Origin of the sequence: Bradyrhizobium sp. BRP23, assembly GCF_020194135.1 — a bacterium.
GTDB lineage: Bacteria > Pseudomonadota > Alphaproteobacteria > Rhizobiales > Xanthobacteraceae > Bradyrhizobium > Bradyrhizobium yuanmingense.
In genome coordinates, this window is record NZ_JADYVW010000007.1 from 272263 (window position 1) to 295120 (window position 22858).

Sequence of the window (22858 nt, forward strand, 5' to 3'; positions counted from 1 at the left end):
CCGATGTTGGACCTGCTGGTTCAAGTCTAGGATCGAAGGCGTGTCGATCGGAGCGTAAGCACCCAGGAGGTTCGCATGACCGTCTACGACAGCCGCGACGATCTCAACACGCTGGGTGCCCCACCGCTATGGGCTTGCGCTCTCCTCGGAATTGTCCTGATCGCCGCCGGCCTCCTCGCCCTCGGCGATCTCGCCTTCGCCACGATCATCAGTGTCAAGTTCATTGGGCTCACCGCAATCGCTGCCGGCGCCTTCGAGATCGCGCATGCGTTCTGGACAAAGGGTTGGGGCAGTTTCCTGTGGCGGATCATTCTCGGTGCGCTCTACCTCGCATTCGGCCTGATCCTTCTCACCCAGCCGGTGTCGGGTGCACTGATCCTGACCTATTTCCTCGGCGCGCTGCTATTCGCATCCGGCGTCGTTCGATGCGTGCTGAGTTTCGCCTATTGGCGACAGAACGGCTGGATGATGCTGATCTCTGGCGTCTTCGCCATGGCCGCCGGCGTGCTCATCCTGTTTGGCTTCCCGGATATTAGCGTCTGGGCGCTCGGCTTCCTGCTCGGCGTCGACCTGATCTCACATGGCCTCGCATGGCTGCTCTACGCCCTGCAATCGCTGCGATCGACTGCGTGACAGAGGAGGACGACACATGGTTGGTTCCAGCCGCCGAGCCTTCCTAGGCTTTGCAACGAGCGCCCTTGCCGCTGCCGCGCTCGGCGCCACCGGCGTTCGCTTGATCGACGTTGCCGAAGCGCTGCCGATCGATCCAGATCCGCGACGCGCCACCACGTCATCAGAACTGATCAAGACGCAGTGGGGACCGCCTCCGCGACCCGGCTGGGGCCCTCCACCGCGCCGTCGCCGGCACCGGCGCTGGGTCTGCTGGTGGCATCGCGGCCGGCGCCGCTGCGGATGGCGTTGGGTCTAGGCGGGTCTCCGAAGCCTTGCGAGCTGATGGAGGTAACGATGCGCGACAGGAACCAATGGGCGATCGCCGCCTTGCTGGCCGGTCTGCTGGTCGGGGCGAGCTGGTTTTGCGTGTCGGTCTGGCGATCGACGCCGATGCCCCTCTATGGAAACGTCATCCTGACCGGAGCCGTGATTCTCATCCTGATCTTAGGCTGCGGCCTGATCGCGCTGATGTTCTACAGCCATCGCAAAGGTTACGACGAACCAGCCCGCAGCAACAGGACGCAGCGCGAGTAATGCAGTCCGCCAGACGCCGAACGAAGTGACGTCGGCGTTCGGAGCTCTGGAACACGGAGCGGACCATGAACCTTGCTGACGTCGCGACCAGATTACTGGCGGCAGGATTGGTTACGGTCTCGATCGGCGGGACTGTCCGGACCCAGCCGACGCCTTCCACGCCTGCCGTCGGCGTTGTGGAGGCAACGCGCCGGCTGATCACCGAAAGCAACGAGTTCCTCGGCCGAGTTGAGGCGGTCAACCGGGTCAACGTGACGGCCCGTGTCACCGCCGCTCTGGAGCAGCGGCTGTTCAACGAGGGTGCCGAGATCAAAAAGGGCGACCAGCTCTATCGGCTGGAGCGCGGCCCATTCGAGGCCGATCTCGCAGCCAAGCAGGCGCAGGTGGCGCAACTCGAGGCGATGCTGGAAAACGCCAGGCTGACGACGGAGCGCGCGCACACCCTTCTCGGCGGGCCGGCCGGGCAGCAATCGACCTATGACGCCGCGCTCGCCACCCAGCGCAGCTTACAGGCCCAGGTCCAGGCTGCCCAGGCGCAGGTCCAGGCCTCCCAAATCAATCTCGACTACACCGTCATCAATGCTCCGATCGACGGCAAGATCGGTCGCACGGCGGTAACCGAAGGCAACATCGTCGGGCCCTCCTCCGGCGTGCTGACCACGATCGTCAGCCAGGACCCGATGCACGTCACTTTCCCGGTGCCGCTGCGAGAGGGGCTCGAGCTGCGCGAGCGGTACCTCCCACAAGGCGGTCTCGAGGCGGTGACGATCAGGCTGCGGCTGCCGGACGGCCGTATGTACGGTCAGTCCGGCAGACTGAACTTCGTCGACAACAGCATCGCCCAGAATACCGACACGATCATGGTCCGCGGCGAGATTGCCAACCCGATCTTGCGCGCCCCGTCTGCCGCAGGCGTGACCGCGCACGAGCTGACCGACGGCGAGTTCGTCACCGTTCTGCTCGAAGGCGTCCAGCCGATCGAAGTACTTGCGATCCCACGCGCGGCGGTGTTGTCCGACCAGCGCGGCGACTATGTTCTCGTCGTCGGCAAGGACAATAAGGCAGAGGAGCGGCGCGTTCAGCTCGGACAATCGACCGCAACAATTGCCGCCGTCATCGGCGGGCTTGCTGCCGGCGACAAGGTGATCGCCGAAGGGTTGCAGCGGGTTCGCGCGGGTCAGACCGTCGCTCCGGATGCAGCAAGCGCACTCCTGCGGTCGAGCATGGACGGCGCAGCGAGCGAGGCGCCACCGCGGAGCGGCCGCGGCACTCCGATCCGGCCCCACGCCGCGGACCGCACTCCATGATATCGGGCGTCTTCGTCGATCGTCCGCGCCTTGCGATAGTGATCGCACTTCTCATCACCATTGCCGGCGCGTTGGCACTCACGCAAATTCCCGTGGCGCAATTTCCGGATATCGTGCCGCCGCAGGTGACCGTCTCCACGACCTTCCCAGGCGCGTCCGCCGAGGTCGTGGAAAGCAGCGTCGCCCAGCCTCTCGAAGCGCAGGTGATCGGCGTCGACCGCGCGCTCTACATGAAATCGACAAGCGGCAATGACGGCAGCTACACGCTCACCATTTCGTTCGCGCATGGCACCAATGCCGACATCAACACGGTCAACGTCAATAATCGCGTGCAGAGCGCCCTGTCGCAGTTGCCGACGGAGGTGCAGCAGCAAGGCGTGAGGGTGCAGAAGCGATCCTCGTCGATCCTGCAGTTCCTCGTGCTCTACAGCGCCGACGGCCAGCAGGATCCCCTCTTCATCACCAACTACGCCATCATCAACGCGCTGGACGCGATCGCGAGCACGCCGGGTGTCGGCCAAGCGAACCTGTTCGCAAAGATGAACTATTCGATGCGAATCTGGTTCGATTCGCAGCGGCTCACCAGCCTCAGCTTGACCCCGTCGGACGTGATTGCCGCGATCCGCGCGCAGAGCGTCCAAGCTGCCGTCGGCCGCATCGGCGCGCGGCCGATCAGCGACGATCAGCAGTTCCAATTCAACGTGCAGACCCTCGGCCGACTCGCCAGCGCCGATCAATTCGCAAACATCGTGCTGCGCGCCAATCCCGACGGATCCTCGCTGCTGGTGAAAGACGTCGCGCGCGTCGAGATCGGTGCGCAAAACGTCGACAGCGAGGCGCGGATCGACGGGCGCGCCGCCGTTCCGATCGCAGTCTACCTTGCGCCGGGAGCGAACGCGGTGACCACGGCGCGAGCGGTGGCCGAGACGATGCAACGGCTGTCAACGCGATTTCCGCCTGGACTGAACTATCTCGTCCAATACGATTCCACGAGCTTCGTTCGGGACACGATCGCGGAGGTCTTGCGGACACTGGCCGAAGCCTTCGTCCTCGTGATGCTGGTCGTCTATATCTTCCTCGGTAGTCTCCGTGCGACGGTGATCCCGGCCATCGCAGTACCGGTGAGCCTGATCGGCACGTTCGCAGTTCTGCTCGCGTTCGGCTATTCGGCCAATACGGTATCGCTGCTCGCGATGGTCCTCGCCATCGGCATCGTCGTCGACGATGCCATCGTCGTCGTGGAGAATGTCGAGCGCGTCATGGCGGCGGAACCAAGCCTGGCTCCAGCCGAGGCCACCAAGAAAGCCATGACCCAGATCACCGCGCCGATCATCGCGATCACGCTGGTGCTGCTCTCGGTCTTCGTGCCGATTGCGTTCATTCCCGGCATTTCGGGCACGTTGTTCCGTCAGTTCGCCGTGACGATCAGCGCCGCAATGTTGATTTCGGCGCTGAACGCCCTGACGCTATCCCCTGCACTGTGCGCGCTGCTGATGCGTCACGGCAGACGGCCCCGCGGCATCATCGGCCGTGTACTCGGCGGTATCGACTGGTTGCGCGAGCGCTACGGCAACGGCGTCCGCTACCTCGTGCGCCGGGCCGCCCTCTCGCTGCTGCTGGTTGCGGTATTCGCCGCCGGCATCTTCGGTGTCTCACTGCTAACCCCGACCGGCTTCCTGCCGGAGGAGGACCAGGGCGCCTTCTTCACCTCCGTACAACTGCCCGACGGCGCGTCGGTCGCGCGCACCAGCCAGGTTACGCGCCAGATCGAAGACGTCCTGAAACAGATGCCGGCCGTCGATCACGTGCTCGCGGTGATCGGCTTTTCACTGCTCGATGGCGTCTCCCAATCGAACAGCGCACTGGTGGTGGCGCGGCTCAAGCCATTTTCCGACCGGACGGCGGCCGCAGACTCGGCGCAGGCGCTAATCTCCAGGACATTCGCAGCCGGTGCCCAGGTACGACAAGCCAATGTGCTGCCGTTCAACCTGCCGCCGATCATCGGCCTCTCCACCGGCGGCGGATTCGAGTACCAGCTTCAAGCTCTGGAAGGACAGGGCCCAGCCGCGATCTCCAGCGTGGCAAACGCCCTGATCGGCGCCGCCAACGCCGATTCGCGGCTCACGCGCGTGTTCTCGACCTTCACCGCGACCAATCCGTCGCTCTATCTCGACGTCGACCGCCGCAAGGCCCAAGCGCTGGGGATCGCGGTCAATGACATCTTCATGGCGCTGCAGGCGACGCTCGGCGGCGTCTACGTCAACAACTTCAACCTGTTCGGACGCACCTGGCAGGTCAACGTTCAGGGCGACGCATCCGATCGCGCCCACGTCTCGGATATCTGGCGGATCTACGTGCGCAACAACAAAGGCGAGATGGTGCCGATGCGGGCGCTGGCCGACGTCAGGGTCGTAACCGGGCCGCAGGTCATCACTCGCTACAACAATCATCGTTCCGTGACGGTGAACGGCAGCCCTGCGCCGGGGACCTCTTCGGGCACCGCGCTATCCGCGATGGCGCAGATCTCCGACACCGTGCTGCCGTCCGGCTACGACTTCGCCTGGACCGGCACCGCCTTTCAGGAGCAGGGAGCGGCAGGTCAGACCGGAATCGTGCTCGCGCTGGCCGTGATGTTCGCCTATCTGTTCCTGGTCGCACTTTACGAGAGCACGGTGATCCCGATCCCGGTGCTGCTGTCGGTGGTCGTCGGTGTGCTCGGATCTTATCTCGGCATCATGACTGCGCGCCTCAATCTCGACCTCTATGGCCAGATCGGCCTCGTTGTGCTGATCGCTCTTGCCGCCAAGAACGGCATCCTGATCGTCGAGTTTGCGAGGGAACAGCGGGAGGCGGGTATCCCGATCTGTGAGGCCGCGGTTCAGGGTGCTCATATGCGTTTTCGTGCGGTCATGATGACGTCACTTGCGTTCATCCTCGGCCTTCTGCCGCTGGTCATTGCGACCGGAGCTGCCGCGCTGAGCCGCAGAGCAGTGGGCACCGCTGTCTTCGCTGGTATGCTCGCAGCAAGCTCGATCGGGATCTTCCTGGTGCCGATGCTCTACGTCACCTCCCAGCGCATACGGGAGCGCGCGAAAGGCACAATCAAAAGCGGCTAAGAATGCCCGATCCTAACAAAAACATAGAACGTAACGAAAGAATGTCGTCTGGCTTAGATGAGCTACTTCGATGATTGAGGAGTACGCTGCCGGATTACGAGAGATTATTAGTAAGCTGCGCAGAAAGTTGAACCAAGTTTACCCGGGTAGAGCTTTGATAGAGCGCTATTTCCACAGTTGGCACCCCGATTCCTGCTCCGCCGGTGTACAGAGAATCCCTAATGTACGGGACAGACGGCGTCTCTAAGCTGGCGGACTGGAAGGCTCGGGGATCCCGCTCAATCCGCGGAACGTACTTCTACGCGGGTCCTTTGGTGCAACGGAGCTCACATCAAGCGGAAGCTGGCGCAAGTCGAATGTAACAGCATAGGGACCCGACCTTGCCACGAATATTCTGATGAATGGCTCTCGCCAAATGGTCACGGTCCGATGGTCGTCGGTCGAGCGACTCGGAACGAACTCGTATGCGGCGTGACAACTCCCGCCGGGCTCCGCGCCGCTGGCGAGAGAATACGACATGCTAGGAAGGAACACTGCAAATGCGGATAGCCGAGTGTGCCACGATCATTGTTGCGACGTGCACCTTTCTCACGCCGGCAGAGCCGCAAGAGCGGATTGCAGTCACCGTCTTCGAGAACGTGCGCATCTTTGACGGGAAGAGCCAGACGCTTTCCGTCCCATCGAATGTCGTCATCCGCGGAAACATCATCGAGCGGATCGTGACCGCTCCCATTCCAACCGATCGTCGCGTGGACGCCCGCGTCATACAAGGCGGTGGACGCGTGCTGATGCCCGGGCTCAGCGACATGCATTGGCACGCGATGATGGTCCGTCCGACACCCGCGCAGATGCTGTCGAGCGACCTCGGATATACGACGCTGCTGGCGAGCGCGGAAGCGACAGCGACACTGATGCGCGGATTCACGACAGTCAGGGACATGGGCGGCCCCACCTTCTCACTCAAACGCGCGATCGATGAAGGTCTCGTCCCGGGTCCTCGCATCTATCCATCGGGAGCCGTCATCACGGTCACCGGCGGCCATGGAGACTTCCGCGAGCTTTGGGAGCTGCCGCAAAGTCAGGGCGGAACAAGCCGCGTCGAACAGCTCGGCGGAAGCATCATCGCGGATGATCCCGACGAGGTCCGCAAGCGCGTGCGCGAACAGCTCATGCAGGGCGCGTCCCAGGTCAAGCTGACGGCAGGGGGAGGCGTCGCCTCGCCTTTCAGCCCACTTGATGTGACCACATTCAGCGAAGCGGACTTGCGCGCGGCCGTCGAAACCGCCACCGATTGGGGGACGTATGTTGCAACACACGCATATACACCGAGCGCAATTCGACGTTCCATCGCCGCGGGCGTCAAAGTGATCGAGCATGGTCATCTCATGGATGAACCGACTGCACGCCTCATCGCCGAGAAGCAAATCTGGCTGAGCACTCAGCCGTTCGTAGACCTCGGCGGCGCAGCCATGCTCCCGCCCGCCCAACAGGCGCAGATGCGCCAGGTTGTTGCGGGAACGGACACCGTGTACGGGCTCGTCAAGAAGTTTGGGATCAAGACCGCCTTTGGAACAGATATCCTCTTCTCGAAGCCACTGGCCGAGCATCAGGGTCAGGGCATCGTAGACCTCACGCGGTGGTTCACGCCGGCGGAAGCGCTGACGATGGCGACCTCAACCAATGGAGAGCTGCTCGCGCTTTCCGGAGCGCGGAATCCTTATCCCGGCAGGATCGGAGTGGTCGAGGAAGGCGCATTGGCCGATCTCCTGCTCGTCGATGGCAATCCGCTGGAAGACATTCGCCTCATCGAGGACCCCGCAAATAAGCTTGTCGTCATCATGAAGGACGGGATCATCTACAAAGACACCAATCCCAAGTGACCTATTCTCACGGCTGCGCCTGTGACCGATAGTGATGGCCTGTCACCCTGCCTGACGGACGTCAAACCGGATATTTCGACAACCAGCGCAGACCTTTCGCTTGGGTAAGCCGAGATGTGATGGACTCCAAGGGCCTGACCGACTTCATGAGCTCCGAGTCCACGAAGTGGGCCGGGATCATCAAGAAGATCGGCATCGAGCCGATGTAGCGATGCTTGGCGAAGACCTTTCGTTCCAATCCGCTTGGCGCCTCCAACCTGACCGCATCATGATCTAGATGCTGCGCGGTTGCGGTCCTCTGCATGCCGGCCTCGCAATATGCAACGGGCACTGTCGTTGCCATCGATGGCGGCTTTCTGGCAGGATAGTCAGCCGTCTCCGATCGGCCGCAGATCGTGCCAGAGTTGAAGATGCGGAAGCTCGACAAGGATGCGGTGCGTGGTCCTCTCGCCGCCCTAGGAGTGAGCAGGCCCGGACGGCGCCACATCCAAGCGGACCGCGATCCCGTCCAGATCCGGGGTCGGCGCTGGATAATGCATCATGACGAGCGGATCGTGACCTGGAACGATGTGGTCCGCATCCGGCGCTGCGGCGCGCAGTTTGTCGAACCCCGCCAGCATGTCGCCGACATGAAACGCCGTCGTAAAAGGACGCTCGCTGGTCAGGTTTTCGTAGAAATGACTGACGTCGGAAGCGAGCACGACCGGACCGCGGCGCGTGTTGACCCGGACGAATTGAAGCCCGGCGGAATGTCCGCCCGCCGCATGGACCGTTAGCCCGGGAGCGATCTCAGCATCGCCATCGTAGAACAGGACTCGGCGCGCATAGTTCAGCCGCACGATGCCGCAGACGTCCTCGACCTCGAAAGAATGCGACAACCTCGGATATTGCATGTAGCGGCCGGTGGCGTAGGCAAGCTCGCGCTCCTGGAGATGAAATCGCGCGTTCGGAAAGCGGTCGAAATTGCCGGCATGGTCGTAGTGCAGATGTGTGAGGATCACGTCCTCGATTTCGGCCGGCTCGATATCGAACGCCACAAGAGTCTCCACCGGGCAGCGCAAGAATGTCCGCCTGCGCTGCTTCGCAATTTCGGCGTTGAATCCGGTATCGATGACGAAGGTGCGCCCACCTCCCCGCGCCAGCCACATGAAATAGTCCATCGGCATCGGCCCGTCATGCGGATCGCCGCCGATGAAGTGGTCGCTCCGCTGCGCATCCCGCGTTGCGTAGCGGATGGCGAAGAGTTCGTAGATCGGGTCAGCCATGGATTTGCTCAGGAGCCGGCCGCGTCGACCTCGTTGAAGGCCTCGCGTGCGTTGCGGAAGGCGTCGATGCCGGCGGGCACGCCGCAATAGACCGCGACCTGGAGCAGGATCTCCTTGATCTCCTCCTTGGTCAGCCCGTTCTTCAACGCACCCTTCACGTGCAGCTTCAGCTCGTGCGGCCGGTTCAGTGCGCCGAGCATCGCCAAATTGACGATCGAGCGCGTGCGACGGTCGACGCCGGGCCGCGTCCACAGCGCGCCCCAGCAGAATTCGGTGGACCATTCCGCCATCGTGCGCGTGAACTCGTCGGCACCGGCGATCGATTTGTTGACGTAGTCCTCGCCGAGCACCTCCTTGCGGACTTTGAGGCCCTTTTCGAACAGTTCGGTCTTGGTCATGATCGTCCCTTTCACGTCTTGCGAGAGTCTAGATGGAAGTTGTTCGGCGCATCGCCGAGGGCGGCCGCAACGATCGCAGCAGTTCGGCGACGTCAGCCACCGCATCGAGACGCCAGACGGCGTCGATAACACCGTCCGCGTCCCAATTGCTCTGGCCCGTTCGCACGCTTTCGCGCAGCTTGGCCTCGAGATCGCGATCTTCAAGCGGCGCTGCCCGGCTGCCGCGCGGCGAGATGACGGTCTCGGTGAAAACCTCGCCGGACGACAGGCGCACGGTCACGCGTGCCGCACCATCCGGCATCCCGTCATCCCACTCCGCCCTCACCTTCTGCCGCAGCTGCACAATATCGGGCCGGACGACCGTCTCGCGTGCAAACTCGGCAACGCCGGCTCTGCCGAGCAGCAATCCGCACGCCACGCAATGATGGATGCTGACGCGCGCATCGCGCTCGTTGTTGACGGGGCGGTCGCCGCGCGCAAGCAGCAGCGTCGAGCCTTGAACGGTCACGGTGTCAATCTGGTCGAATCGCCGACCGATCCGCTCCCGCAACTGAAGGCAGGCATCAATGACCGCATGAAAAACGATGCCGGCGGGATAGGGCTTGTAGGTGTTCTTGGCGATCTCAAAGGTCTTGCCGAGACCATCAAGCAAGCGGGCAATATCCGGCTCGTCACCCATGGTGCGTGCCCAACCGAGCGGGCCTTCAATGGCGTGGGGGGCTGCCTCATAACCCTGCTCTGCAAGCAGCGCCGCAAACAAACCGTTGCGCGCCGCGTTACCGACGCTGACATTCTTCGCGGCACTGGGCAGGTTCTCGACATTGCCTGCCGACTGGCTCGCCGCGAGCCCGATGGCATTCGCAATGCCCTCCGCGGGCAGGCCCAATAGTTTGGCGCAAGCCGCCGCGGCGCCAAAGATCCCGCAGGTCGAAGTGATGTGCCAGCCGCGCGCATAATGGCGCGGCGAAACGGCGGCGCCGATGCGGCATTCGACGTCCACACCGAGGATGAACGCCGTCAACAATTCGCGTCCAGACAGTTTATGCGTCTCGGCGAGAGCGAGGACTGGAGCTGCGACCGGGGCCGCCGGATGAATGATCGTCTCGGGATGGGTGTCATCGAAATCGAGCAGATTGGCCGAGATGGCGTTGAGAAACGATGCGCACATCGCGTCCATCGGCTGCGAATGACCGATGACCGTCGCGGTCGCGGCGCCGCTGAACGGCGACAGGGTTCGCATCGCCGCCATCACCACCGGATCGCGTGCGGAGCCGAGTGCCGTGGCGAAGAAATTCAGTATCGAGCGTCGCGCCTCGCCGCTCTGCGCCTCCACGTCCGCCCACGATGTCGCCGCGACGAAATCGGCGAGCGTCCTGCTCACGCTGGGAATTGGGTCTTGCGGCACGCGGGGCGTCTTCCTCGTTTTTCGGACCTTATGCCGATCCGCGGCAAACTGTCGACCCCAAATGTTATGCTTGACAGCTTGTCTGACAATCATAACAATCCGGCACGCTGGCACGGGAACCCGCCGCCGCAACGACGGCGGTCGTCAGGGCCGGCCGGCGAACTGACAACGACAAGATCAAGACGGCGCGCCCCGCGTGGGATCGCGACAGGGAGTGAACGATGGCGGGAGAGACGCTCGGTGTGATCGGAACGGGCCGCATGGGCGGCCCCATGGCGGGGCGGTTGATGGACGCGGGCTATTCGCTCGTCGTCTACGACACGCAGACCGAGGCGACGCAGCCGCTGGTCAAGCGCGGGGCCTTGGTCGGCAAGTCGCCAGCCGACGTCGCCTCGCGCGCCGACATCGTGCTCGCCAGTCTGCCGACGCCCGACATCGTCAAGGCCGTCACTCTCGGCGAGGACGGCATCAGCAGCGGCAACCGCGCCAAGATCGTCGTTGATCTCTCGACCTCTGGTCCCGGCGCGGCGAAGCTCGTTGCGGAAGGCCTGAAAGCCAAAGGCATGACGCTGGTCGATGCGCCTGTCAGCGGCGGCATCAAGGGCGCCGTGAACGGCACGCTCGCCGTTATGGTATCGTGCCCGCAAGCGACTTACGACATCGTGCAGCCGATCCTGAAGAATTTCGGCAAGCTGTTCTACACCGGCGACAAGCCCGGCGTGGCGCAGACCGCCAAGCTCGCCAACAATCTGATGGCGGCGGCGGCGCTGGTGATCACGTCGGAAGCGGTCGCCATGGGCGTCAAGGGCGGGGTCAACGCCAAGGTGCTGATCGATATCATCAACGCCAGCAGCGGCCGCAACAGCGCCTCCGAAGACAAATTTCCCCGTTCGGTGCTGCCGGGCACGTTCGATTTCGGATTCGCCACCGGCCTTTCCTACAAGGACGTCCGTCTCTGCGTGGACGAGGCCGAGGCCATGGGCGTGCCGATGGTCTGCGGCGCAGTGGTACGGCAGATGCTGGCGATCACCAACGCCAAATACGGCCCGTCATCCGATTTCACCTCGATCGCCAAGGTGCTCGAGGAGTGGGCCGGGGTCGAGATGCGCGGCTGAGCGCAAGAGCCTTTGGGAGACACACTTGCGATGACGAACAGCCCGACCGGATCAGGCAAGGTATCGCTCGCGCGCCAGATGGCGCGGAGCGCACTTGCCGTTGATCTCGGAGATTTCGGGCCTGAAGTGGTCGCCAAGGCCAAGCTCTGCCTGCTCGACTTCCTGTCCTGCGCCTTCGAGGCGGGTCATCATCCCTGGAGTCGTCAGGCAATCGCGATCGCACAAGGTGGCGGCAGCGCAACCATCGTCGGAATGTCGCGACTCACCTCGCCGGCCGATGCCGCCTTCGCCAATGCCGTGATGGGGCACGGACTCGTTCGGGAAGACATGCATGCCGCCAGCATTGCGCATCATGGCGTCGTGATCTGGCCGACATTGCTCGCGCTGTCCGAACAGTCGCAGCTGCACGGCTCAAGGCTGCTCGCAGCCGCCATCATCGGCTATGAGACCGGCGCGCGGATCGGCCGCGCGCTCCTGACCTCCGACCTCGCCCGGCTCTATCGCCCGACGGGCTTGGTCGCACCTCCGGGCGCGGCGCTCGCCGGAAGTTTCGCGCTCAACCTGTCCGAAGACGCAGCGACCAGCGCCATCGCGATCGCGGCCAACACGTCCAGCGGTCTCAACGAGTGGCCGCATGCAGGCGGCTCCGACATGTATTTTCATCCGGGCTTCGCCGCCAGCAATGCGATCAAGGCAATCGGCCTCGCCGCAGCCGGCGCTTTCGGCTCCGAAACGATCCTCGAAGGCGAAGCGGGCCTGTTCGCCGCCTATCGTCGTCAGGCCGCGCCCGACAGCATCGCGCTGTTCCCGAATGGCGAATGCGAGATCATGGCGGTCTACAACAAGCCGGTCCCGGCCTGCAATTTCGCGCAGACCGCCGCGCAAGCGGCCCTTCGCGTCTCGCACGAACTCGCCGGCACCGAGGAGATCGACCGCGTCGTCGTTCGCGCTCCCGATGCCGCCGTGCGCTATCCTGGGTGCGCCTCCACCGGCCCGTATCGGAACGCGCTCCAGGCCAAGATGAGCATTCCCTTCAGCGTGGCGGCCACCCTCGTGAGGGGCGAGATCGAGGAAGGCAACTACGCCGAACTCGATGATGTCGATATCATCCGCCTGGTTGCGATCACGAAGCTTGAGCCGGATGTCGGCTTCACCACCGCTTTCCCCGACAAGCAGGGCGCGGATGTGACCGTGCATCTGCAGAGCGGCCGGACGATCCGGCACGCGCTACCCGACGTCATCGCCGCAACGCCTTCAGATATTCGCACGCGCTTTCGCACGGCCGCTCAGGGAGTCCTCGGTGAGGACCGCACGTGCCAGTTGGAGCAACTCATCGAGAGCTGCGAACGGCTCGGCAACGCCGGCGATATCGCAGCACTATGCCGCCTGGACACGGCGGAACGGGTTTTACGATCGGCATCATAAGAAGTGCCGGAGAGTACGGGGGAAACATGGTCGACTTCGAGACCCGCTTAGGTTCGTCAGCCGCGCGGAGGCGAAGCTGATGGAAGGATTTTTGCAAGCGCTCGCCGCGGGCCTTCTGATCGGCGCCGTCTACGGCCTGATGTGCGTCGGGCTCGGCCTAATCTTCGGCGTCATGCGCGTCATCAACTTCGCCCATGGCGATTTCATGATGCTCGGCATGTACACTGCCTTCTATCTGTTCACCGCCGCCGGCGTTCAGTCGTTCTTCGGCAATGCCGTCGGACCGTTCGTCTCCATCCTGCTGGCCGGCCCCGTGCTTGCCGTATTCGGCTACTTCGTCCACCGGGCACTGATCTCGCACGTCTCGGGGACGCGCACCGCCTCGCTCGAAGGCGAGGGACACTACGCCCAGCTGATCCTCACGCTCGGCATCGCGCTGATCCTGCAGAACGGCGGCCTCATCGTGTTCGGCTCGGTGCTGGCCTCGATCCGCACGCCGCTGTCGAGCTCGGCCTGGGAGCTCGGCCCCTTCTTCGACATGAGCATCTTTCTCAACAAGGCGCGCAGCATCGACATGATCGTTTCGCTGATCATGATGATCCTGCTTTCGCTGCTGATCACGCGCACGCGGATCGGCAAATCGCTTCGCGCCGCCGCGGATAATCCGACCGCCGCGACCTATATGGGCATCGACGTCGACCGCGCGCACCGAACCGCCTTCGCGCTCGGCTGCGGCATCACGGCGATCGCCGGCGGCCTCCTCGCTACGAACTATCCGTTCCACCCGTTCGTCGGCCTCGAATACGTCATCGTCATGTATGCGGGCGTCGTGCTCGGCGGCATGGGCAGCATCATCGGCGCGTTCTGGGGCGGCATGACGATCGGGCTCGTGCAGCAGATGTCGACGCTGATCCTGCCGACGCAGCTGCAGAACGCCGCGATCTTCGCCGTCTTCCTCCTCATCATCTTCTTTCGACCGCAAGGCTTCTTCGGGCGGATGGTGGAGAGGACGTGATCATGCTCCGGATGCGCTCCTTTCTTCCTCCCCTGCTCTTCACCATCGCCTATGCCGCGCTGTCGCTCGGCGTCACCAATTCCTACTACCAGCTGATCCTGACGCTGGTGCCGGTGTGGGCGGTGTTCGGCCTGTCCTGGAACCTGCTCAGCGGCTACACCGGACTGATCTCGTTCGGCCATGCCGCCTTCTTCGGCATTGGCGCCTATGCCACCGCGCTTGGCCAGATCTATTTCGACATATCGCCCTGGCTGCTGATCCCCATCGCCGCCGTGCTCGGCGGCATCGCCGGGCTGCTGATCGGATTTCCCACCTTCCGCCTCCAGGGCCACTATTTCGCCCTGGCGATGCTCGCCTACCCGCTTGCCATCCTCTACGTGTTCGAGTGGCTCGGCTTCCAGGAGGTGACCCTTCCGATCAAGCGCGACGCGCCGATCGCCTACATGCAATTCGCCGATCCGCGCATCTACACGCTGCTGGGACTCGCAATCATGCTTGCCACCATCGTGCTGACGCAATTCATCGAGCGCTCCCGCTTCGGCATGGCACTGCTCGCAATCAAGCAGAACGAGGCCGCCGCCGAGGCGGCCGGGATCAATACGCTCGCCTGGAAGCTGCGCGCGATCACGCTGAGCGGGGCCATTGCCGCGGCGATCGGCGGCTTTTACGCGCAGGTGTTGTTGGTCGTGACGCCGCAATCGGTGTTCGGCATGCTGGTGTCGGCCCAGGCGCTGACGGTCGCGATGTTCGGCGGCGTCGGCACAGTCTGGGGGCCGGTGATCGGCTCGGTCATCCTGATCCCGCTCGCCGAGATCCTGCACGCCGAGGCCGGCGCACGCTTCCCGGGCATCCAGGGCGTGATCTTCGGCTTCGCCATCGTCTGCGTCATCCTGCTGGCACCGGAAGGCCTGTTCTGGAAGCTGCGCGATCTCCTGCGCAAACAGATCGCGCCTAAGGCGCCTGCCTCCGACCTGCCCGAAACATCGGCTGCCAACGTCACCACGCTGAAGCCCGCCCCCCGACAGCGGGCCGCCACCGGTGAAGTCGTGCTCGAAGTCAAGAACCTGTCGCGGTCCTTCGGCGGCCTCAAGGCGGTGCAGGATGTCAGCTTCAAGCTGCACCAGAACGAGATACTCGGCATCATCGGCCCCAACGGCGCCGGCAAGACCACGCTGTTCAATCTCCTCAACGGCTTCCTGAAGCCGAGCGAGGGTGAGGTGCTGATCGATGGCCGCAACATGTCCGGCCAACGGCCGCACGTGATCTGCGAGGCCGGCATCGGCCGCACCTTCCAGGTGATGCGACCATTCCTGCGCATGTCGATCCTCGACAACGTCGTGGTCGGTGCCTATGTGCGCGCGCGGTCCGACGACGAAGCTCGCAAGCTTGCCGCCGATGCAGTTGCCCGTGTCGGGCTCTCCGCCGTCGCCGACCGCGTGGCCGGCGAGCTTTCGACCAAGGAGCTGCGGCTGATGGAGCTTGCCCGCGCGATCGCCGGCCAGCCACGCATCCTGCTGCTCGACGAGACCCTCGCGGGCCTCGGCCACGGCGAGGCGGACGAGGTCGTCGCCGTGATCCAGCAGCTCGCGCGCGACGGCATGACCATCGCGATCATCGAGCACACGATGCAGGCGATGGTTCGGCTGGTCGACAGGTTCGTCGTACTCGACCACGGCGCCGTCATCACCGAAGGCCTGCCGGAAGTGGTGACGCGCGACAACCGGGTGATCGAGGCCTATCTGGGCAAGAAATGGGTGGGCCATGCTGCGAATTGAGGGATTGAGCGCGGGCTATTCCGCCAAACCCGTGCTGAACGACATCTCGATCAATGTCGGCGCCGGCCAGTTCGTCGCGATCGTCGGACCCAACGGCGCCGGCAAGACCACGCTGTTCAAGACCATCTCCGGCATCGTCAAGCCGAGCGGCGGGGCCATCACCTTCGACGGCGTCGACCTCCTCGCAGTGCCGCCGCCGCAGCGCGCCCATCTCGGCATCGCCCACGTGCCCGAGGGCCGCCAGGTCTTCCCTTCACTGACCGTGATGGAGAATCTGGAGATGGGTGCGATGACGGAGAGCGGTCGACGCGACTGGCAGAGCAACATCGAGCGCATCTTCGAATGGCTGCCGGTGCTGAAGGAGCGTCGCAGCCAGTTCGCGGGCACGATGTCAGGCGGCCAGCAGCAGATGCTCGCGATCGGCCGCGGCCTCGCCTCCTCGCCGAAACTCTTGATGCTGGACGAACCCTCGATGGGGCTGGCGCCCTCAACCGCCGACTTCATCTTCGATCGGCTGATCGAGATTCGCCGCCAGTCCGGGCTGACCATGCTGCTGGTCGAGCAGCGCGTGGCGGAAGCGCTGGAATCCGCGGACCACGGCTACGTCCTCGAAGCCGGCCATGTCGTGCTCGAAGGCAACAACGACACGCTGCGCGCCGACGACCGCGTGCGCAAGGCCTATCTCGGCATGTGACGACCATAAAAAGAGACCAGGGAGCAAACAAAATGAACAAGACATCGGAGGGACTCTCGCGACGGACCGTGCTGTCCGGCGCCGCCGCCGTGGGCCTTGCCGGCGTGGCACGCGCGCAGACACCGGCCGAGATCAAGGTCGGGCTGATCGTGCCGCTGTCGGGCATCTACACCCGCCCCGGCCAGGTGATGAAGATGGGCGCCGAGATGGGTATCGAGCACATCAACGCGCAGGGCGGCATCAAGGCGCTCGGCGGCGCCAAGCTGAAGCTCGTCGTGATCGATTGCGGCGACACCACCGAGAAGGCCAAGAACGCGGCGCAACGCATGGTGGCGCAGGAGCCGGATCTCGTCGCTGCCACCGGCTCCTATCTCTCGTCCTTCACGCTGGCGGTCACCGAGGTGACCGAGCGTGCCGAGCTGCCGGTGCTGACGCTGTCCTATTCGGACCTTCTGACCGACCGCGGTTTCAAATACATCTTCCAGACCGCCGCGACCGCGAGCCGCCAGTCCGAGCTCGGATTGCCGACTCTGATGAAGCTCGCGGAGAACGCCTCGGGCAAGAAGCCGAAGACGGTCGCGATGCTGATGGACAACACCGCGACTTCGGTTGCCACGGCCAAGGCGCTGAAGGAGAAGCTGTTCGCGCAGGAAGGCCTCCAGCTCGTCGTCGAGGAAGTCTGGACCCCGCCGCTGTCGGATGCGACGCCGCTGATCCAGAAAGTCCGCTCGGCCAAGCCCGATCTGCTGCTGTTCATGCCGAACGCGGTGTCGGACGCCAAGCTGGGGCTCGAGAAGATCAGCGAGTTTGGCCTTGGCCAGGGCAAGATCCCGACCGTGTCCTTCAGCATCACCATCGCCGAACCGGACATGCTGCAGAGCGTGAGCCCGGAGACAGTGCAGGGCATCATGACCATCGTCGCCAATTGGGGCTCGAAAGGTCACGAGGCGCTGATCGCCGAGCTCAAGGCGAAATACAAGGAGCCCTGGATGACGCAGAACGTCATCTCGACCTATGGCGACATGTGGCTGATGAAGGAAGCCTTGGAAAAGGCCGGTAAGGCCGACCGCAATGCGGTCGCGCAGGCCTTCCGCACCATGGATGCCGGACCGTCGAAATACTATCCCGGCGGACAGCTCAAGTTCGACGAGAAGGGCCGCAGGGTCGGCGCCGGCGTCGTCATCGTGCAATGGCAATCGGGCGTGCCAGTCACCGTCTATCCGCCCGAGCTCGCGCAGGCGCAGCCGTTCTGGCCGAAGAAATAGCATCGCACGCTTTTCAGGGAGGAGGATTGTCATGAGAACAACGAGCAAGATCAGGATCACCCGTCGAACACTGCTTGCGGGCGCCTCCGGCACGCTGATCGCGTCCCGCGCCTGGGCCCAGCAGCCTTCGGAGGTGAAGGTCGGCCTCTTGGTGCCGATCTCCGGCATCTACGCCCGTCCCGGCACGGTGATGCGTCAGGGCGCCGAGATGGCCGTCGAGCACATCAACGCGCAAGGCGGAGTCAAGGCGCTCGGCGGCGCCAAGCTGAAGCTCGTGGTGCTCGATTCCGGCGACACCACTGAGAAGGCCAAGAACGCCGCCCAGCGTATGGTGGCGCAGGAGAGCGACCTGGTCGCGGCAAGCGGCGCCTACCTGTCATCCTTCACGCTCGCGGTCACCGAGGTCACGGAACGCGCCAACTTGCCCGTCCTCACCCTCTCCTACTCCGATCTGATCACGGATCGCGGCTTCAAATACGTGTTCCAGACCTCGGCCACGGCAGCCTCACAGGCCCGTCAGGCCTTGCCGCAAATCATCAAGCTGGCCGAGACGGCATCGGGCAAGCGGCCGAAGACGGTCGCGATCCTCACCGACAACACGGCCGCGTCGATCGCCTCGGCGAAGTCGATGCGCGAAGGCCTGCTGGCGGAAAACCAGCTGCAGCTGATCGTGGACGAGACCTTCACCCCGCCGCTGGCGGATGCGACATCGCTGGTGCAGAAGATTCGCTCGGCCAAGCCCGACCTGCTCTTCTTCCTGCCGACTGTGATCTCGGACGCAAAACTGCTGCTCGAGAAGATGAACGAGTTCGGCCTCGGCCAGGGCAAGGTGCCGACGATCTCATTCGGCATCGCCATCGCAGAACCCGACATGCTGCAGACCGTGAGCCCCGAACTGCTGCAGGGCGTCCTGACCTGCGTTGCGAGCTGGGGCGCCAAGGGCCATGAGGCCCTGATCGCCGAATTGAAGACCCGCTACAAGGAGCCGTGGATGACGCAGAACGCGATCTCCACCTATGGCGACATGTGGGTGATCAAGGACGCGCTGGAGAAGGCCGGCAAGGCCGACCGCGTCGCCGTCGGCGAAGCGCTGCGCACCATGGATGCGGGTCCCTCGAAATATTACCCGCTCGGCGAAATCAAGTTCGACCAGAAAGGCCGCCGCGTCGGCGCCGGCATGACCATCGTGCAGTGGCAATCCGGCGTGCCGGTGACGGTGTTCCCGCCCGAGCTCGCGCTGGCGAAGCCGTTCTGGCCCAAGAGCTAAGGTGAGACCTGATACCGCTCGAAAGCGAAACGGAGAACAGAATGGACAAGGCGACCTACGACCGCGGCCTCGAAATCCGCAAGAGCGTGCTCGGCAGCGAGTTCGTCGACAAGGCGATCGCGTCAGCCGACGAGTTCAACCGCCCGATGCAGGATCTGACCACCGAGTACTGCTGGGGTTACGTCTGGGGCCGCGAAGGGCTGACGCGAAAGACGCGCAGCTTCCTCAATCTGGCGATGCTCTGCGCGCTCAACCGTCCGCACGAGCTGAAGACCCACGTCCGCGGCGCCCTCGCCAATGGCGCGACCAAAGAGGAGATCCGCGAGGTCTTCATGCAGGTCGCGATCTATTGCGGCGTGCCTGCCGGCGTGGACGCGTTCCGCAACGCGAAGGAAGTCTTCGCCGAGCTCGACAAGAAATAAGGGCGCGCGGGCTGCGATGAAGGGCAAATGGGCACTCGTGACCGGCGCGACCGCAGGCCTTGGCCTCGCCATCGCGGAAGGCCTGGCCGGCGCGGGCTGCAACATTGTCCTGCACGACCTCGTTGCGCCGAAGCAGCCCGCGGACGACCTCAGCGCCCGCTTCGGCATCGAGGTCATCCCCGCCGCTGCCGATCTGTCCGGGCGCGACGACATCGAGAGCATGATGGTCGGCCTGCTCGACCGCTGCGGAGTCATCGACATCCTTGTCAACAACGCCGTTGTCAGGCATTTCTCGACGATCGAGCAGTTTCCACCCGATCGCTGGGACCAGGCGCTCGCTGTTAACCTGTCGGCGCCGTTCCACCTGATCCGCCTTGCGCTGCCCGCGATGAAGCAGCGCGGCTGGGGCCGGATCATCAATATCGGCTCGATCTATTCGAGCCGCGCGGTCGAAGATCGCATCGACTACGTCACGACCAAAGCGGCAATCCTCGGCATGACCCGCGCGGTGGCCATCGAGACCGCCCGCAGCGGAATCACCTGCAACGCGCTCTGCCCGGGTACGCTGCCGACGCCGGCGATCCTGAACAAGATCGCGACGATGGCAGCGAATAGCGGACGCCCCGTCGATGACGTGACCCGCGAATATCTTGGCGAGCGCCAGCCGACGCAGCGCTTCGTCGAAATGGATGCGGTCGCCGCCATGGTCATCTTTCTCTGCGGCACCGCGGCAAATGACATCACCGGCGCCAGCCTGCCCATCGACGGCGGCTGGTCAATCGCATGAAAGCATTGGAATGGGAGTGCTGAGATGACCGAACAACCAGGCCAGACCGTCGTCCTGACCGGCGCTGCCGGCGGCATGGGACGCGCCATCACCAAGGCGCTGCTGGACAGCGGCCGCCGCGTCGTGCTGGTCGATCGTGACGCCGAGGCGCTTCAGCAGCTGGCGGCCACCGTCGGCGACGAGGTGTTTCCGATTCAGCTCGACGTCAGCGATTCCCGGGACGTGGATAGTCTGCCGGAGGCCATTCCTGCTCATTTCAAGCCGGTCGAAATCCTCATCAACAATGCCGGGCATGACATCGGCGGCCGGACACGCTTCGACGCCGGCTCCGCCGACGACTGGTCCAACATCATCCAGACCAACCTGATTGGCCTGATGCGCGTCACCCGCGCGATCCTCCCCGACATGGTCAAGCGCAACGCCGGCCATATCGTCAACATCAGCTCCATCAACGCCGTCCGTATAGTCCCGGATATGGCGGCCTACAGCACCAGCAAGGCAGGCGTGCACATGTTCACCGAGACCCTCCGGGGCGAGCTGGCGGACACCGCGATCCGGGTCACCGAGCTCCAGCCCGGCCTGACCAGGACCAACATCATCCTGACCCGCTACCGCGGCGACAAGCAGAAGGAAAGGGACTATTTCGACCAGTTCAGGATGGCGCTCGAGCCGGCCGACATCGCCCTCTCGATCGTGTTCGCCCTGGATCAGCCCGCCCACGTTCAAATTGCCGAAATGATGATTCTGCCTGTAAACCGGTATTGAATCATTCCAACCAAGGCCCGGACATGGAAAGACGCCGCGAATTGCAGTCGACACTCCGCATCGATGACGTACCGACCGTCCGAGCGATGGTGGCGCAAAAGCTGCGCGAGGCGATCATGTCCGGCACGCTGAAACCGGGCCAGCGCCTGGTCGAGCGCGAGCTCTGCGAGATGATGGGCGTCAGCCGCCCCTCGATCCGGGAAGCACTACGCGCCCTCGAGGCCGACGGGCTGGTCAATACGGTCCCTCACCGCGGCCCCGTGGTCTCCACGATCAGCCTGGAGGAGGCCCGGCAGCTCTACGCCGCCCGCGCGGTGCTCGAAGGCTTCGCCGGCCGTGAATGCGCCAGGCTTCACGACCCGGAAGTGGCTCGCCGGATCGGGGAAGCCCTGACCCGGCTGAAGGCAGCCGCAGCCAAGCAGGACCTCGTCGGATGCCTGGAAGCCAAGACCGACTTTTACGCCGCTCTGATCGGTGGCTGCCGCAACGCGTTCATCGAGCGCATGCTCAAGCCGCTGCATGACCGAATCCAGCTGTTGCGGATCACCTCGATGTCGCAGCCGAAGCGGATCAACAAGAGCTTGCGCGAGGTTACCGCGATCTGGCGCGCGATCCAGAACGGCGATGCGGACCTCGCCGAGCGCTGCTGCGTCGACCACATCAATGCGGCGGCGGTGGCCGCGCTCGACATGATCGAAAAATCGTCGGCAGCCAAGGAGGCGGCGCCTTCCGACGACTAAAACATTGCCGCCAGGGAGTGTTCGATGACGTATCTCGTACGATCGCTGATCCTGCTTGTCCTGCTCTATCCCTGCCGCGCAGCCATTGCGGAAGACTACCCCACCCGCCCGGTCACGATGATCGTGCCGTTCTCAGCTGGTGGTCCCGGCGACGTGATCGCACGCATCCTCGGCGGCGCCATGAGTACGACGCTGAAACAGTCGATCGTGATCGAAAACGTCGTCGGCGCCGGCGGCACGCTCGGCACCAACCGTGTCGCCAAGGCGGCCCCCGACGGCTACACGCTGCTGCTGATGCATGTCGGCCAGGCCACCGCGCCGGCCCTCTACGCCAAGCTGCCGTTCGATCCGGTCGGCGATTTCGCCCCGATCGGGCTCGTCACCGACGTCCCGATGATCCTCGTGGCGCGGCCGAACTTTCCTGCCAAGGATCTCAACGAGCTCATCGCGCAGATCCGCAATGCCGGCGACAAGATCACCTTCGGCAATGTCGGTCTCGGCTCGGCCTCACAGCTCTGCGGTTTGATGTTCATGAGCACCACCGATACCAAGCTCACCCCGATCTACTACAAGGGCGGCGGCCCAGCGCTGAACGACGTCATCGCCGGCCACATCGACGTTTATTGCGACCCTGCAACCGGGCCGACGCCTTATATTCAGTCGAACACGATCAAGGGCTACGCGATCACGAGCAAGAAGCGGGTTGCAACGCTGCCGAACGTGCCGACCTCGGCCGAGGCCGGCCTTCCCGCGTTCGACGTGACGACCTGGTATGGACTCTACGCCCCGCGCGGCACGCCGAAGCCCGTAGTCGACCAACTCGTCGGCGCGCTGCAGACCGCGCTGAAGGATCCCGCCCTGATCAATCGGTTTGGTGAGCTCAGCATGTCCCCGGTTGAACCCGAACGCGCGACGCCGGAAGCCCTTGAAGCCTTTCTCAAGGCTGAGATCGGCAAATGGGGAAGGATCATCAAGGCAGCCGGCATCGAGCCGCAATAGGTTAGCTAGAGC

General features: G+C 64.0%; 20 protein-coding genes. 17 read left to right on the plus strand and 3 right to left on the minus strand.

Going from position 1 to position 22858, the window contains the following annotated elements; all coding sequences use genetic code 11:
* Positions 1-75 precede the first annotated feature (75 nt).
* The 5 genes from I6F24_RS21110 (at position 76) to I6F24_RS21135 (ending at position 7509) form a co-directional block, all read left to right on the plus strand.
* On the plus strand, positions 76-633 hold the full coding sequence (locus tag I6F24_RS21110; RefSeq protein ID WP_036026649.1) for an HdeD family acid-resistance protein: 558 nt from the start codon (positions 76-78) through the stop codon (positions 631-633).
* 333 nt (positions 634-966) lie between these two features.
* Positions 967-1206, plus strand: coding sequence for a hypothetical protein (locus I6F24_RS21120; RefSeq protein WP_063822473.1), 240 nt, complete (start codon positions 967-969; stop codon positions 1204-1206).
* A 65-nt stretch (positions 1207-1271) separates the two neighbouring features.
* Entirely contained in the window at positions 1272-2513 is a 1242-nt protein-coding gene (locus tag I6F24_RS21125) for an efflux RND transporter periplasmic adaptor subunit (protein ID WP_225112290.1), read from the plus strand.
* Positions 2510-5629: a multidrug efflux RND transporter permease subunit gene (locus tag I6F24_RS21130; RefSeq protein WP_225151580.1), complete on the plus strand. Its 3120-nt coding sequence runs from the start codon at positions 2510-2512 to the stop codon at positions 5627-5629. Before I6F24_RS21125 ends, I6F24_RS21130 begins: the two co-directional genes overlap by 4 nt.
* Positions 5630-6168: 539 nt before the next feature.
* Positions 6169-7509: an amidohydrolase family protein gene (locus I6F24_RS21135; protein WP_036026667.1), complete on the plus strand. Its 1341-nt coding sequence runs from the start codon at positions 6169-6171 to the stop codon at positions 7507-7509.
* Between the two features lie 455 nt (positions 7510-7964).
* On the opposite strand, the gene I6F24_RS21140 is transcribed toward I6F24_RS21135, so the two are convergent.
* The 3 genes from I6F24_RS21140 to I6F24_RS21150 are packed head-to-tail and all read right to left on the minus strand — an operon-like array spanning position 7965 to position 10553.
* A complete protein-coding gene (locus tag I6F24_RS21140; RefSeq protein WP_036026668.1) occupies positions 7965-8774 on the minus strand; it encodes an N-acyl homoserine lactonase family protein in 810 nt (269 codons plus the stop codon).
* Between the two features lie 8 nt (positions 8775-8782).
* On the minus strand, positions 8783-9172 hold the full coding sequence (locus tag I6F24_RS21145; protein ID WP_036011521.1) for a carboxymuconolactone decarboxylase family protein: 390 nt from the start codon (positions 9170-9172) through the stop codon (positions 8783-8785).
* Between the two features lie 28 nt (positions 9173-9200).
* Positions 9201-10553, minus strand: coding sequence for an MmgE/PrpD family protein (locus I6F24_RS21150; protein ID WP_225151582.1), 1353 nt, complete (start codon positions 10551-10553; stop codon positions 9201-9203).
* Between the two features lie 245 nt (positions 10554-10798).
* Between I6F24_RS21150 and I6F24_RS21155 the strand changes: the two genes are divergently transcribed.
* The 12 genes from I6F24_RS21155 (at position 10799) to I6F24_RS21210 (ending at position 22846) form a co-directional block, all read left to right on the plus strand.
* Entirely contained in the window at positions 10799-11692 is an 894-nt protein-coding gene (locus I6F24_RS21155; protein WP_225151584.1) for an NAD(P)-dependent oxidoreductase, read from the plus strand.
* Positions 11693-11722: 30 nt separating this feature from the next.
* Positions 11723-13117, plus strand: a complete 1395-nt coding sequence (locus I6F24_RS21160; RefSeq protein WP_225151586.1) for an MmgE/PrpD family protein — start codon at positions 11723-11725, stop codon at positions 13115-13117.
* Positions 13118-13196: 79 nt separating this feature from the next.
* Entirely contained in the window at positions 13197-14132 is a 936-nt protein-coding gene (locus I6F24_RS21165) for a branched-chain amino acid ABC transporter permease (protein WP_036011532.1), read from the plus strand.
* A gap of 2 nt (positions 14133-14134) precedes the next feature.
* Positions 14135-15907 carry a branched-chain amino acid ABC transporter ATP-binding protein/permease gene (locus I6F24_RS21170; RefSeq protein ID WP_225151677.1) on the plus strand — a complete coding sequence of 591 codons (1773 nt, stop codon included), beginning with the start codon at positions 14135-14137 and terminating at the stop codon, positions 15905-15907.
* On the plus strand, positions 15894-16601 hold the full coding sequence (locus tag I6F24_RS21175; RefSeq protein WP_036011537.1) for an ABC transporter ATP-binding protein: 708 nt from the start codon (positions 15894-15896) through the stop codon (positions 16599-16601). Before I6F24_RS21170 ends, I6F24_RS21175 begins: the two co-directional genes overlap by 14 nt.
* A gap of 32 nt (positions 16602-16633) precedes the next feature.
* Positions 16634-17866: an ABC transporter substrate-binding protein gene (locus tag I6F24_RS21180; RefSeq protein ID WP_128262831.1), complete on the plus strand. Its 1233-nt coding sequence runs from the start codon at positions 16634-16636 to the stop codon at positions 17864-17866.
* Positions 17867-17897: 31 nt separating this feature from the next.
* Entirely contained in the window at positions 17898-19133 is a 1236-nt protein-coding gene (locus I6F24_RS21185) for an ABC transporter substrate-binding protein (RefSeq protein WP_036026677.1), read from the plus strand.
* A 41-nt stretch (positions 19134-19174) separates the two neighbouring features.
* A complete protein-coding gene (locus tag I6F24_RS21190; protein WP_036011548.1) occupies positions 19175-19555 on the plus strand; it encodes a carboxymuconolactone decarboxylase family protein in 381 nt (126 codons plus the stop codon).
* A gap of 16 nt (positions 19556-19571) precedes the next feature.
* On the plus strand, positions 19572-20342 hold the full coding sequence (locus tag I6F24_RS21195) for an SDR family oxidoreductase (RefSeq protein ID WP_225151588.1): 771 nt from the start codon (positions 19572-19574) through the stop codon (positions 20340-20342).
* A gap of 24 nt (positions 20343-20366) precedes the next feature.
* On the plus strand, positions 20367-21107 hold the full coding sequence (locus tag I6F24_RS21200; RefSeq protein WP_225151590.1) for an SDR family oxidoreductase: 741 nt from the start codon (positions 20367-20369) through the stop codon (positions 21105-21107).
* A 23-nt stretch (positions 21108-21130) separates the two neighbouring features.
* A complete protein-coding gene (locus I6F24_RS21205) occupies positions 21131-21847 on the plus strand; it encodes a GntR family transcriptional regulator (RefSeq protein ID WP_050991723.1) in 717 nt (238 codons plus the stop codon).
* A 24-nt stretch (positions 21848-21871) separates the two neighbouring features.
* A complete protein-coding gene (locus I6F24_RS21210; RefSeq protein WP_225151592.1) occupies positions 21872-22846 on the plus strand; it encodes a tripartite tricarboxylate transporter substrate-binding protein in 975 nt (324 codons plus the stop codon).
* Positions 22847-22858: the final 12 nt, after the last annotated feature.